The following is a 12160-nucleotide window of genomic DNA, read 5'->3' as shown; positions in this document are numbered from 1 at the left end:
GCCTCGGTTTGCATGACAACTACTTGCGCTGGCTAAGGATTGGAATATTAAGATATTATCCCAGCGGGATTACAACAAAGACTATCAAAACGTATAAACCCCTGCAATCGCACGATTAGCAGGGGTTTATACTTTTAGGGAATTACCAAAATTCGCACGAATTCACAAAAATTGGTGAGTGATTCGGTGTTAAGGCAAAACGGGTATGAAGTCGAAAGCGGCCAGGCTGTTTTGCTTTTTTATTCCATCGTTGATTAATTTTAAAAAGACGAAGTAGCATCATGTGTGTGAATAATTTAACACTAAATGATAATAAAAATGTTATTCAATAAAACACAAGTAATTATGGGAAAGCAATTCATTATTGTCTGTTTAGTTTTAACTGGTATAGTTAACGCTGCCCAGGCACAGGAAAACTTACAAATAGCATGGCCGGGTGAGTACAAATGGAAAATAGGTTCTGACCAAAAAAGTGGAAATACGCGTATGGTTGAACTGTTAGCTGGGAATGAGTCTTTTAAAAACTGGACCATCATCGGCACCATGCTGTCGTTGATGGGGTCTACATCCGTTTCGGTAGAACAGGCCATGAACGCGACCTATAACCGAACCCTAAAAAATGCCCCTAATGCAAAGCTCAAAATGATTGAAAAGGGAACCAAATCGGGTTCACCCTGGATATTGTTCCGCATCGAGTCGCCAAAGTTCAACAATAGCGCAATCCCCGAGTCGCAACTCTATTACATCATTCAGGGTAAAAGTGCTTTATACTCCAATTTCGTAGCGGTGAAGCAACCCGCACTGAGCGTGCTGTTCGTAGAAAAATGGGCCAAGGTTTTTAAAAATAGTATGTTAGTGAGTAAATAATGGAGACTGCAAATTTATCACCTTGTAGATGGCATTTCCTTCGTAGGATCACTACAGCTCATAGGTTATAAACCAGTTTTATCGATTTTATGACCAAATCGTCCTGGTTTTGCTTTCACATCTCCATCTATCCATTCTGACTGGACATAAAATTGACCATGATCTTTGATTAAAATAAATTCGGGGTTCATGCTTTTACCTGTTTGATAGCCAGATACATTTTTAAGATGAGTTAAAATTAGTTTAGAACCCTTTGCCGTAGCCCTTAATTCATCAAAAAACGCCATTTGGAAACCGTTTCCTTCCGCAGTAATCTTTTTGTTTGTGATCCTGATGTCTAATTCCCAGCCTGCGTTTTGCCCGGCGATATCGCCGTAACTAAAATAGGCAGAATATTTGCCGACCCAGGTTGATGGAATTGCCGCATCGGTAGATTCAGCTTTTTGCTCGGATGGGTGTTCGGCGTTATGATCGCTGTAACTTGTTGCAAAAAATGAACTTGCAGGAGCCTGAATTGCATCCTGACTCACCGTTTTTTCCCTGCAGCTGCTCAATATGATCAAACTTGCTGCGCTGATTAAAAATACCCTCTTCATGAATTTAAAACAGATTAAGCCCAAAAATGATTTAATTAATTTTACACCATCTCAACGTTGTCAATAAAAGCTGTCGACCTATTTTCTTAAAAACCTGTACCTACCCTATTTAATCGTATAGAAAGTGCTGTTTTACTTTTTGTGGTTAATCAAATCCATCACAATCAACGCCTCACTGGCGATCGCCATACTACAAAATTTACTGAAAGGCTGAACCAAAACCATGGAAATATTTTCAATTTCCAAAAAAAAATTTAACCAGCAGCTAAACCGTTTTAAAATTTTATCCTTTTCCTTGGCTTTTTAATAATGATTACGAACTACAACTCAAACATTTAAACCATGTTGCTGTTATCCTATCATATCTGATATAAACGAAATCATTATGAAAAACAAAATTACCCATTTAGCACTTAGCGCATTGTTGCTTGGCTCCGTATCATTTGCATCGGCACAAATTAAATTAAATTCCAAAGGTATTGGTGCGCTTGAAAAGGGCGTAAAGGCCGCAACTTTCTCAGATGCAGACGCATCAAGGCTTGCTAAAGAAGCAGTGGGTTACATGGATACGCACAATACTGTAGCGTCGGAAAAAGATCCATATACCATTAGACTTAAAAAAATATTCGCCAAACACAAGAATGAAGGTGGATTGGCGCTCAATTTTAAAGTGTATAAAGTAAAAGATATCAACGCTTTCGCATGTGCAGATGGTAGTGTACGCGTATTTTCATCATTGATGGATATCATGACCGACGACGAATTGTTAGGAATTATCGGTCACGAAATTGGACATGTTGCCAATAAAGATTCTCGTGATGCAGTGAAAAGTGCTTATAAAAGAGAAGCAATGATGGACGCTGCAGCCTCGCAATCCGGCGCAATTAACAGCTTATCAGAAAGTCAGTTAGGAAGTTTTGCTACCGCGATTTTAGATAGCAAATATAGCCGTAAACAAGAAAGTGAAGCCGATGAGTATGCATACAATTTCATGAAGAAACACAACTATAAGGTAACAGCCCTGGCCAGTGCCTTTAATAAATTTGCTGAAATGGAAAGTTCTTCAGGTACCAAAAAGAGCAATTCAGAAAAGATGCTAAGCTCACATCCGGATAGCGCCGACCGTGCTGCAAAAGTGCTTGCAAGAGCTAAAAAAGATGGTTTAGCAGGATAGATACACAGTGATAAGTCGTGTTTTTTAGTTACGCGCTTTAAAATTCTGCTAATTAAAAAATACTTCTGCTTATAATGACATTTATGTAAGCAACTGATATTCAGTATTATTTTTTTTGACCATATAAGACATTTAAGGACCATATAAGCTTATATTTCTTATACGGTGTGAAAGCCTATAGGATTATTTAATGAATTAGCTGTTCTTAGGTGTCTAAGGTGGTTAATTAAACAGCGTAGTCTTTAATTCTACGACCACCTTAGACATCTTAGCTCAATGAGTTTTACAGGATGCAAAATCTTAAACCTAATAAGTTAGAAAGCGCATACAGGATGTCATTCCTATTTTTTTCATGCCACAGACCTGATGGGTACTCTTAATGGCAATTTAAAGCTGGCAAACCTAAGGTTTGCCAGCTTTTTTTCTAGTGATCCCAAAACTCATCCTATTACGCCGCTGCGAATTGTTATATAGCTGATTGATCCGCACTCGCTTTCATTGCAGCTGGGATATGCACTATAAGTTGGCAGCAGCTGTTTATTTTTGTTTACACTGCCACACTTCGGGCATTGGACTGCTTTGATATCTTTAGCCATTTGATGGCTAATGAATACACGTATGATGGCGTTCTAAAACTTTCAAACTAAACATATTGAGAAATGGCACAGTTACTTCCACCACTGTCGTTTTTCTTCAGTTATAGCCGCTTTACTGGCCGGGCGATTATCATTAGAGATTGCGCTTACATAATTCTGCCAGCCATACTTTTCATATTGTGGCGGAACCGTGATGCCATCAATATCGCTAAACGGAGAATCATAGATGGTAATATCACCGAATTGCAGCTTTTGCGATTGTTTACTGCCATTTGCGATCCAATTGCCGCTGAACTGATTGTTGCCATAACCATCGCTCCCAAAATCCAATGTATCGTAAAGAAGTTGATTTTTAGCATTCAAACAAAAATTTGTGGTCAGATTCCCAGCTATGGTTCCACTTCCAGGTATTTTACTATCTTCATTGATTGTTAAATTACAAATCATCTGGCCACGCTTATAGCCTTTATAGGTTTCGGGTGCGTAGGCATTTCCGGATTTGTAAATACCAGCCTGCAAAATTTTGATCGTGCCGGTAAATGGTCTAACCTGGGTACCTACCCTTGTTTTTCCCTGCACCTTGTACTGATAAGGATTACCAGCGTCTTTGATTACTGAAGTATAATGGATATAAAACCGTTGATAGTTTTTTCCAATAATCCCCAATGGTTGAGGGAAGGGTTCATATTTGTTCAGGCTAAGCAGCAAAAGTTTATCACTCTGCCATAAAGCTGATAAATTGTAGACCTTAATGTTAGGATAAATTTGGTAGTGCCGGCTGGTTGTGCATGTGTTCCGCTGATAAAAAGCAGCGTAGCTATTGTACATAGTAGCGTATAACGCATGGCTTGATTGATCATCTTCATTTTAGCTGGTTTATTCTTTATAAATATCAAATTTTTGAAACGGAACTTTGCCAAAGTTTTTAACGGTTTTAACTGTAGTTTTCACCTCTTCATGACTAATGGCCTGAAATCGCTCCCCACCATCTTTATGAAGGAACCAGTTTTTATCTGCTGGCGAATATTTGAAGGTCACAATGCGGGTCCATCGCCAGCCACTGCCGCCATAATGTTCTACGGAAAAATAACCATTCTTGATGGTTACTCCCATAAACGGATCGCCCATTTGTCCGCCGCAGTCGAAACAATATACAGCATTATCGCTTCGGGCAGCAATTTTATAGGTTTTATTTGCCTGGCCAATCATCAGTAGAAGTGGTCGTTTCTCAGGATGAGAGATCACATCTGATGTTTTTTCTTCGCCTTTTTTGTAAAGTATCAATACCGCGTCAGGATATGCATCGCCGTTTAAATCGCCCGTAGAAAGGTCGAGAGCTTCGTATCCTCGTGGGATAAAAGATTTTAAACTAGCCGGAACGTCAACCTTCATTTTAGGAGGAGGCTGCCCTATAGCTTGTGAACTCACGAAAATAAGTAATAGTAAAGAAAAGTAATAATTTCGCGTCGCCGGTATCAGGTTATTGTACATAAACGAATAAACAAATTATATTCGAAATGTTTGGTATGGAATCGCAATAAAACAAGCTGTAATGAAAATTAATTCCCAATTGGAAAAATAAGTCCTCCACAGTTAATCTTTGTTAAGATGGATGCGCTCTTACTTTCGGCTTCCCCCCCGCGTGACCACCATTGACAGCCAAAATTCAGGTGCCGAATGGAAATTTCCACAGATTGGCTCTGTAGGTATCTTTAATACCATTTGTAAATAATTGAAGTCATTTCCGCGCTAAAACGTTCGGGGAACAAAATCTGATGATCGTGAACAAATAAGAAACAAATTTATGCAAAGAAGCACAAAAAGGGAAAATTTGAGTGCAAAGAAAAACCACTTAAAATATTTGTTTTAAGTGGTTTAGAGGCTATCAAGAGAATGCCAGTTGCTGTGTGCTAGATTTTCCCGCCCTTTTTCAAACCAGCCAGGATTATACTGGAATAATTAGTGTCTCCTACTATAGGCAGATCTATTGTACAAGCACTGAAGTCCTTGCTCCACTTAACTACAGGTTGCCCGGTTCTGTTAAGCGTATTAATAGTTATCGCAACTTTTTTCGCAATCGGCCTCCATCCTAACGCAACCCCAACGCCTCTTTCAGGATTCAGGAATTCTCCTATAGTGGTTAAAGTGGTCATGCTGAGTTCGTAGCTATTATCTGTTAATTTGACACCTTTTGCATTTAATGTGATATGCAATTTGCCCGCGATTTTGGAAATTTCTTTGGCACATGCAGCTTTTTGTTCAGCTGTTGTGTTTACGGATGTTTTTTCTGCAGAGTTTAATATATCAGTGCCATAAACTTTATCAAAATACTTGCCTAAGTATGAACTTAAATAAGAAAAAGTTGAAATGTCAAAAGAACGCTTATCAGCCATAATTCTGGTAAACATTTCCGATGGACCATTAATGGTGACGCTTTCCTCTATAACCTTAGCCCTTGACCAATTATATTTTTCTTCAAGTGTTTGGACAATATCGGCAGTTGTCTGTGCCTTTGTATAAAAAGGCGTGGCTAAGCAAAAAATAGCGCAAAATAGAAATAATTTCATTTGTTTAATTTTTAATAGATGGTGATTTGATAAATAGTATGGAACCTGAGGAAATTAAATTTAAATTAGTTTCATGACTCAAATTAATTTAATCTCTATTCCGGTTGTAAGTTCAATTATTGCTAATGATTTATTAATGGTGTATCAAATTTCATTTAAACGTTCTCATTGTTTGTTGAAGTTCGAATAAAATCATCGTCAGTTTAACAACAGTATTTATTCATAATAGTTTTATAAGCTAGTGATAAATAAATCGTAGTTTGAAATCAGCTGAAGAATGATTGGTAGAATTCGTTCCTTAAAATCATCAGCTCGGATTATAAAATACTGAATGCCTTGAGATTAACTAAGGATGATTTAGATTTTAACGAATGTAATGGAGAAACTGCATTAATAATTGCAATAAATAATAATAATATAGCAATGGTACAATACCTGATAAAAATAGATGTAGATAAAAACAAACCAGAAACTTTTGATTGCGGTGATGACATTTATTACGGTAAATTGCCCATTGAAATTGCGAAGGCCAATAATTTTGAAGAAATAGTGGAAGTACTGAAGTAAAAAGTGGTGCTGTAAAACTTTTTTTCTACATCATACATTTTTGCGTTAGGGATAGAAACGATATCCTTTTTTATTCTTCATAAAAAAGATTTAGTAGATAGCCCGCCTATTGAGAACGTCCTAATAAATAACTAAAAAAAATAAAAATGAAATACTTCAGCACCTTCTTGTTCCTCCTATTAGTAAACAGTGCTTTCGCACAAACCACCCGTAAAATTGTAAAAGATTTTGACGGAGATGGAAAAAAAGACAGCGTATTTATAGATAGCGATAAGGATATTTTAATGCTTTGGCTATCTACACAAAAATATAAGCAAGTAGAAAGCAAAGAAATCACACACCTAAATTTCGGTAATACATTGGTGGCAACTACCAAAGGTTTTGAGTTTTGGAACGATTACGATCGCTCAGGTTTTATCAGCGTGTTTGCATACGATAAAATAGCTAAGAAAATGCGGTTAGTACAAATGCGCAGAAGTGATGATATGCTGGGAAGAGATCATGCTAACGAAGGAATTTACGAATCGAGTGTAAACCTGATTACTAATAAATATGTGGGAATAATTAGAACCAAGATTAAGGGCAAAGTTATTAAGACCATTATTAATGCTGAACTAGTGTTTCCGAAAACCTATTTGGAAACGTTTAGCGATTTGATAAATTTTGATTATCAGGCTAAATGCATTGCACTTTACAATAAAAACAAATCGAAAAAATAAATAGTATTTGATGAAATCAAACCTAAAAACCATAACATTTATTCTTTCTTTTATAGGATTGACGTTCCTGCCAATTACGATGCTGATTCAATATAACCGATTGGTACCAATTGAAGGTGTTTTGAGCGAAGTTAATAAGTCCACAAATCGGATATCCTATTTTAAATTTAATTTAAGTGGATATAAATGCACTTTTGAGAACAAGGGGAATGGCCTCTTAAGTTTGTTAAAACCAGCCATTATTTACAATGAAAAACCAGTTTACTTTAAAATATTAAAAGATGATTTACCTTTTGTTAATACCTATTTAAAATTTACCTACATCGGTTTTAACGGTAAGCATACCCTAATAGATTTGTACTATTGCATCGTTAAACCAAGTCTATTGATCCAGATTTTTCTGATATGCTGCACTGTTGTATTGTTTGGCCTAAATTTCATTTGTCATTATAGATATAAGCAGATAGTTTTTAAAAGATTGATGGTTGCTTCTCTCCTATTTTCATTTCTATTGATGTTATTATAAATGGTAAAGACAGACTTTAAAAACAAATTCAATTTCATAACTACCATTAATTTATGTGCAATCTAATTTAATCACCATAATAACAAACTACCAAACCTACGAATTCGCCATTAGCTATTTTTCTCAAATTATATAAGAGCTTACTTACGGATACCTTCCTTAAAGAAATTTAAGTATAAGCGGGCTGCCGCAAGGTTTGGTAATTCCTGGGTATTGGCATAGTTCCCTGTTAGTAGTAGCACTGGCTTTGCCTGTATAGAAGTGAAACAACAGACAAAGTAACTGATATAACCATTGTAACCTTTGAATTCCAATATGTAAGCCTGGCTGTCTTTATAGGCCACCCGTATCTTGTCGTCATCACCACGTAGAAAGGCTATAGAGGAAACAGCCTTCTGATCAAAAGTAGCCTTTGTCGTTACAAAACTGTTTTGGGGGATTTTATCCAGGCTACTACGTAAAGAGCTTAGTGTTGCAGGGCTCTTGATCATGCTAACCAATTGGTAATTCCCTTCAAGGGTTGTAGAGAACATTTCTTCTTTGTCCGGAAAATTAATATTGCCGTATAGCTGGTCACTGATGCTTTCAAAAAGTCCAGACTCCAGCAGAGAAAGTGTCTTTTTATAGGCCGCCCAATCAAATGCTTCCGGATTTTTGTGGCTAACAAATAAGTTTTTAGCCATCCGCAGTTTTACGGCTGCGAGATCTGTTAGTTGTTTTGGTGAGGCTTCATAGGTAACGGTCTTTTCTTCGTTCAGGTAGATGGCGAAGGCATGTTGCACTTCCAGGTATTGAAAGTATAACGTGTAATACATATCATTCTGAATGTAGATAACGCTGTTACTGTCTGAATAGAGTATTTTGACGTCGCCATCCTTTTGCATTGACTTGAACTTCTCTGTAGTAACAGCATTCGGGTCTTTTGATTTTACAATATGCAATCGTCCATCAAAGCCCTGGAAATGCTTATATGGTAGCATGTCTTTGAACCCCGCATAGTAATAGTCAGGGTCATTACTGTCGATATTTAGGTCGCATAACTTCCACTTAAATTCGTAGGTACCACCTTTACTTTCCATCTCATAATTATAAGGCAGGTCAATATTTAGCCTGGTACCATCAAGACTTACAGTGTGATATAAATTAGGGATAGCTAAAATGTCTTTTATGCAAGAAAGGCATGGGGCTGAAATGTCTTTCGCTGGTGGTTGTGTACCTGTACTATTGGAATGGTTACCGCAGGCCGATATCAGCAATGCGGTTAGTAAGGTAAGGATGATTGAACCGGATATTTTTTTGTGGTGGATGGGCATTAATTTTGTTGGTTTATTAAAGGTTAGCGTATTTTATATACGCGAAACAAAGATATTTGCATTTTGTTTACCAAATAAAGTAATCTGGATAAGTAAACCTTCGTCGCTGATCTCCTATTCAGATTTGATATCACTTTGCGCTACTTTCAGTTTTCTGTGCCAAAAGTGCTGATAGTAGGGTTCATATTTTGTTATGGGCTTCTTTTATTTATGAACCATAATTAAATAGCTTATGGGCCCTTATTATTTAGGAAGGCACGCATTATCGAAAGCTCACGGCAGCAGCTTTCCATAAAAGAGCATAACGCACTCTTGCTGATTTAGCGAGATTTGTAACTATTCTTCTGTGCATAAACGCTGTTGCCATTAAGGTCAAAATAACAAATAGTTGTTTAAATAAGCTTATGGTTCAAGCTGTATTAAACTACTTTGTCCTATACTATAATTGGAGACAACTCCAGTCTCCAGTCGGCCTGTTTCTTTAGTAGAATTAATTAGATTTGGGTGATCTAAAGAAGTCTAAATTTACACGCTAATTTTACAAACCATGCATAAGGCTCAAGCTGCAATACCTTAACCACCACCATGAAAAAGGTGATTGTACACCTTCCGGGTGTCAGGTTAATCCCATATTAAATCATTCTGTTTTTCTCACACTTAAACATCAGATTAAAAAATATATTATCGTTTTTATTGGTGCTGTATTTCGTTGTGTAATTACTACCCGATAAAATTTTACGAAAAAATTAACCCATTTCAATTACATTTATGTTTGTTAAGGAAATTCATTCAAAAGGCGAAAGCCCGCTTACGGGAAGCATCGTCTTCAAACAAAACCAGCTTTCACCTTTAAATGTGGGCACTGGTACCATTACCGTACAGCAAACTGTTTCGAGTAAGGAAAAGGAAGACAGTTCGGATACCGATGGTGTAGTACCAGAAACAAAGTACGAGAACATACACAAATTTGCCGTAAATGGTCCACGGTTTAGTTTGCCAATTGGGGCTATTACTTCGGTTTTTCCGCCAGAAAATGCACAAGGCGATTATGATAAGGTATTGCCCCACGTTTGTCTCAACAGGTCCACTATTCCATGGGAACGATCTATTGTAACGCAAAGGCTAAAGGCTAAACTGTTAAAAGAAATGCCAGATCAGGCTCCCTGGCTGGCTATCCTCAGTGTATTTGATACCGATCAGGCTGTAAAAGTTTCACAGATTGATCTAAGCGGACTGATTGCCTCAGCAAAAACTGCCACAAATGAATCGAACAGGCTTCCGGATAATTATCTTCACCCCTATTTTGAGCTTAACCCAACAGCAGAAAAGTTAACAGATAAATGTTTAGTGGTAGATATTCCAGTAGCATTGTTTAATGCAATTGCCCCAACCAAACAAGATCTGCCCTGGCTGGCACATGTACGGCAGATTCAACCCAGCAATACGCAGTCATTACGCTATCTTGAGCATTTAAAGGGAATTTCCAATGAAAAGACATTACCAGAAATTGCTACAGTTATTGGTAACAGGTTGCCGCTTCCGGGAGGCAAAACCACAGCTTACCTCGTATCTCTGGAAGGATGGGAAGATTATCTGCCCAGTGAAGAATCACCATCATCTAAAATAGCGGTTAACATTACGCATGTACGTCTGGTATTGCTCAAACAATGGGATATCTATGCCATAGACAGGAAGGAAAGTTTCTTAGGCTATCTCACCAATCTCAATCAGGAAGAAAAAAAATATACCGGAAGCTTGTTGCAGCTTACGGCCGACTATGAGCCTGGCAAGGCTGGTGATGCCATCAACAATGCTTTTAAGATGGGTTTTGCTCCATTAAATCACCATACCCGTAGTGGCGATCAAACCGTATCCTGGTACCGCGGACCTTTCGTGCCCTATGATATAAAAGCTGGTGAGGTTACGTTTCCGGTAAATGGTCCGGATAGTGCAACTGCATACAATCCAGATACCGGGATGTTAGATGTTTCTTATGCCGCTGCCTGGCAATTGGGCCAGTTGCTGGCCTTGCAAAATGGCAATTTTGCAGAAACGCTTTACAACTGGAAATGGAGCAATACCCGGGAGGCCATTGCCAAATTTGAAAATGAAGCGCTCACCAAATCCCTGCAGGAGATCGTGAATGACAAAAAACCGCTCACAGTTTTACGCAGTGGTACACCACATGAGATTTCATTACATGCACAGACCAATATGTTGAATATGATGAACGCAGGTTTAAGTGCAATTTTAACAGGATTTATGAACAATCAAGATAACTATTCGGATGAAAATTGATAGAGCAGAGATGCTGGATACGCTAAGTAATCCGGATAAATTAAGGAATTTATTAAACTATAACCAACCGTTGAAGGCTTCCTCGTCGCCAACTGATTCTACCGAGCAGAAACTATCTGACTGGCTTGGGCGACTCAAGTTGCTGCATGGTGTACCTTTTAACTATTTGGTACCCGATATGGAGATGTTGCCTATGGAATCGATCAGGTTTTTTCACTGTGACACTACCTGGTTAAGTTATCTGGCAGATGGAGCGCTGAGCATTGGCCGTACCGCTTCATCAGACTACACCCATGATGAAGTTCATCTTCCTAAGCTTAAGTTATTTGCACGCAAATCATTAAAATCAGAGCGTGGTAAAGCTTTAGGGCATCTGTCTATCCATTTAAATAAAAAAGAATCTGGTTTATTAAATGCCGAACCTAATAAAGCATCAGAAACCATTACCGGTTTCTTATTGCGCTCTGGTGTGGTAAAAGATTGGGAAGGCATGCAGGTTGCCGCTTTCGGAGCTAATGATGTGCCCTGTCAATTGCTGCGCATGGATCACCTGAGTCCAAATGTGCTGCTTTGCATGTACGAAGGCATAGTGAACAGAATCAGGATCAATGAGCATCCGGAAGTACTTCATTTTGGATTTGAGAAATCAGAGACGCTTCAGAAATCATTCAGGAACCTGGCCGATAAAGGAGTTGGTCAGGAACCTGGTACTCAAATAGACGAAAAGGTTATTAAGCCAATTGTGCTCAACCCCAGGGATGAAAAGTTATCGTACATGCGTGCGGGAAATACCGGGGTTATAAGAATCAATAAGTTGGCGGCTGGCATGCAGGACGCGCTTAATAAAGGAGTTGATTATAAAGATTCGTTTACGGCTGCAGAGTTTGCGCTCGAAATGGTTGCCGGCGCAGAAGCAGTTAATTTCATAATTAAATAA

At 38.1% G+C, this 12160-nt stretch carries 11 protein-coding genes; 6 read left to right on the top strand and 5 right to left on the bottom strand.

Annotation, left to right across the window (positions count from 1 at the left end; genetic code table 11):
• The first annotated feature begins 345 nt into the window (after nt 1-345).
• Nucleotides 346-867 carry a hypothetical protein gene (locus KYH19_RS07640; protein ID WP_219078206.1) on the top strand — a complete coding sequence of 174 codons (522 nt, stop codon included), beginning with the start codon at nt 346-348 and terminating at the stop codon, nt 865-867.
• A gap of 65 nt (nt 868-932) precedes the next feature.
• On the opposite strand, the gene KYH19_RS07635 is transcribed toward KYH19_RS07640, so the two are convergent.
• Entirely contained in the window at nt 933-1463 is a 531-nt protein-coding gene (locus tag KYH19_RS07635; RefSeq protein ID WP_219078205.1) for a hypothetical protein, read from the bottom strand.
• Between the two features lie 385 nt (nt 1464-1848).
• Here KYH19_RS07635 and KYH19_RS07630 point away from each other — a divergent pair, with 385 nt between their 5' ends.
• The gene (locus KYH19_RS07630) at nt 1849-2637 is read left to right on the top strand and encodes a M48 family metalloprotease (RefSeq protein ID WP_132397111.1); all 789 of its coding nucleotides are present in this window, start codon (nt 1849-1851) and stop codon (nt 2635-2637) included.
• Between the two features lie 668 nt (nt 2638-3305).
• Here KYH19_RS07630 and KYH19_RS07625 read toward each other — a convergent pair.
• The 3 genes from KYH19_RS07625 to KYH19_RS07615 all read right to left on the bottom strand — a co-directional run bounded on the left by KYH19_RS07625 (nt 3306) and on the right by KYH19_RS07615 (nt 5800).
• Entirely contained in the window at nt 3306-4061 is a 756-nt protein-coding gene (locus KYH19_RS07625) for a hypothetical protein (RefSeq protein ID WP_219078204.1), read from the bottom strand.
• A gap of 48 nt (nt 4062-4109) precedes the next feature.
• Nucleotides 4110-4625: a hypothetical protein gene (locus KYH19_RS07620; protein ID WP_193423263.1), complete on the bottom strand. Its 516-nt coding sequence runs from the start codon at nt 4623-4625 to the stop codon at nt 4110-4112.
• A 518-nt stretch (nt 4626-5143) separates the two neighbouring features.
• On the bottom strand, nt 5144-5800 hold the full coding sequence (locus tag KYH19_RS07615) for a hypothetical protein (RefSeq protein WP_219078203.1): 657 nt from the start codon (nt 5798-5800) through the stop codon (nt 5144-5146).
• Nucleotides 5801-6103: 303 nt separating this feature from the next.
• On the opposite strand from KYH19_RS07615, the gene KYH19_RS07610 reads away from it, so the two are divergent.
• Nucleotides 6104-6367 carry an ankyrin repeat domain-containing protein gene (locus KYH19_RS07610; RefSeq protein ID WP_370630314.1) on the top strand — a complete coding sequence of 88 codons (264 nt, stop codon included), beginning with the start codon at nt 6104-6106 and terminating at the stop codon, nt 6365-6367.
• A gap of 146 nt (nt 6368-6513) precedes the next feature.
• Nucleotides 6514-7086, top strand: a complete 573-nt coding sequence (locus tag KYH19_RS07605; protein WP_219078201.1) for a hypothetical protein — start codon at nt 6514-6516, stop codon at nt 7084-7086.
• A gap of 666 nt (nt 7087-7752) precedes the next feature.
• Here the strand turns inward: KYH19_RS07605 and KYH19_RS07600 are convergent.
• Nucleotides 7753-8925 (bottom strand): hypothetical protein, encoded by a 1173-nt coding sequence (locus KYH19_RS07600; RefSeq protein WP_219078200.1) that lies wholly within the window; start codon nt 8923-8925, stop codon nt 7753-7755.
• A gap of 768 nt (nt 8926-9693) precedes the next feature.
• On the opposite strand from KYH19_RS07600, the gene KYH19_RS07595 reads away from it, so the two are divergent.
• Together KYH19_RS07595 and KYH19_RS07590 are read left to right on the top strand one after the other, a co-directional pair.
• Entirely contained in the window at nt 9694-11223 is a 1530-nt protein-coding gene (locus KYH19_RS07595; protein ID WP_219078199.1) for a hypothetical protein, read from the top strand.
• The gene (locus KYH19_RS07590) at nt 11213-12160 is read left to right on the top strand and encodes a hypothetical protein (protein ID WP_219078198.1); all 948 of its coding nucleotides are present in this window, start codon (nt 11213-11215) and stop codon (nt 12158-12160) included. Before KYH19_RS07595 ends, KYH19_RS07590 begins: the two co-directional genes overlap by 11 nt.

Origin of the sequence: Pedobacter sp. D749 (genome assembly GCF_019317285.1) — a bacterium.
Taxonomy (GTDB): Bacteria; Bacteroidota; Bacteroidia; order Sphingobacteriales; family Sphingobacteriaceae; genus Pedobacter.
Note: the sequence above shows the minus strand (reverse complement) of the source record. Positions and strands in the feature narration are given on the sequence as shown.

What these genes read in the sequence shown, in the direction of transcription:
- KYH19_RS07595 (WP_219078199.1), top strand. Translation starts at nt 9,694, where the DNA reads ATGTTTGTTAAGGAAATTCATTCAAAAGGCGAAAGCCCGCTTACGGGA.
- KYH19_RS07630 (WP_132397111.1), top strand. Translation starts at nt 1,849, where the DNA reads ATGAAAAACAAAATTACCCATTTAGCACTTAGCGCATTGTTGCTTGGC.
- KYH19_RS07620 (WP_193423263.1), bottom strand. Translation starts at nt 4,625, where the DNA reads ATGAAGGTTGACGTTCCGGCTAGTTTAAAATCTTTTATCCCACGAGGA.
- KYH19_RS07615 (WP_219078203.1), bottom strand. Translation starts at nt 5,800, where the DNA reads ATGAAATTATTTCTATTTTGCGCTATTTTTTGCTTAGCCACGCCTTTT.
- KYH19_RS07640 (WP_219078206.1), top strand. Translation starts at nt 346, where the DNA reads ATGGGAAAGCAATTCATTATTGTCTGTTTAGTTTTAACTGGTATAGTT.
- KYH19_RS07600 (WP_219078200.1), bottom strand. Translation starts at nt 8,925, where the DNA reads ATGCCCATCCACCACAAAAAAATATCCGGTTCAATCATCCTTACCTTA.
- KYH19_RS07605 (WP_219078201.1), top strand. Translation starts at nt 6,514, where the DNA reads ATGAAATACTTCAGCACCTTCTTGTTCCTCCTATTAGTAAACAGTGCT.
- KYH19_RS07625 (WP_219078204.1), bottom strand. Translation starts at nt 4,061, where the DNA reads ATGTACAATAGCTACGCTGCTTTTTATCAGCGGAACACATGCACAACC.
- KYH19_RS07635 (WP_219078205.1), bottom strand. Translation starts at nt 1,463, where the DNA reads ATGAAGAGGGTATTTTTAATCAGCGCAGCAAGTTTGATCATATTGAGC.
- KYH19_RS07590 (WP_219078198.1), top strand. Translation starts at nt 11,213, where the DNA reads ATGAAAATTGATAGAGCAGAGATGCTGGATACGCTAAGTAATCCGGAT.